The organism is Treponema sp. R6D11 (assembly GCF_054786075.1).
Genome location: NZ_BDHD01000725.1, coordinates 1 through 578, shown reverse-complemented (window position 1 = coordinate 578; position 578 = coordinate 1). Strand labels below are relative to the sequence as shown.

At 31.1% G+C, this 578-nt stretch carries 1 protein-coding gene; it reads left to right on the top strand.

Annotation, left to right across the window (positions count from 1 at the left end):
* The first annotated feature begins 338 nt into the window (after window positions 1–338).
* Window positions 339–560: a hypothetical protein gene (locus ACYVTD_RS15725; protein WP_461248634.1), complete on the top strand. Its 222-nt coding sequence runs from the start codon at window positions 339–341 to the stop codon at window positions 558–560.
* Window positions 561–578: the final 18 nt, after the last annotated feature.

The following is a 578-nucleotide window of genomic DNA, read 5'->3' as shown; positions in this document are numbered from 1 at the left end:
GTCGTATATAGTTGTATCAAGTTCATTTCGCGTTATATCACATGCCCTTATAAGATTCCCATTATAATCGAATAACCATTTTTTAGACTTGATTTTTTCAATAATAATACTTTCACAAGGATGATATAAAGGACTTAAAACGTCTTAAGGAAACAATAAAAAATAGTTATAATAATGCTCCAAATGTTAGCTACGAATATGTACGTCGCAGTATTAGAACCAGTCGTGGAAATGATCGGGCGCATTTAGGATTTCGATACAGAGGACATTGCCAAATTTGCCAAACTCCTAACTATTTTTGGGAAGTTGCGGAAATATTTAATAATCCGATCAAAGAAATGGTAGAAATGAATCTGTCTCTTTGTCCAAATTGTGCTTCTTTGTATAGAAAATTACGAAATGATGATAAAATAATGTCTGTATTTGCAGATAATATAAGAAATATATCACCAGAAAAGAATGTAACTGTTCCATTAGATACAGATAAAAATGTTAACTTTACGCAAACACATTTAGCTGAAATACAAGAAATTATAAAACTTGAGGACAAAAACCTTTAACTTTCCCCAGACTTAGCC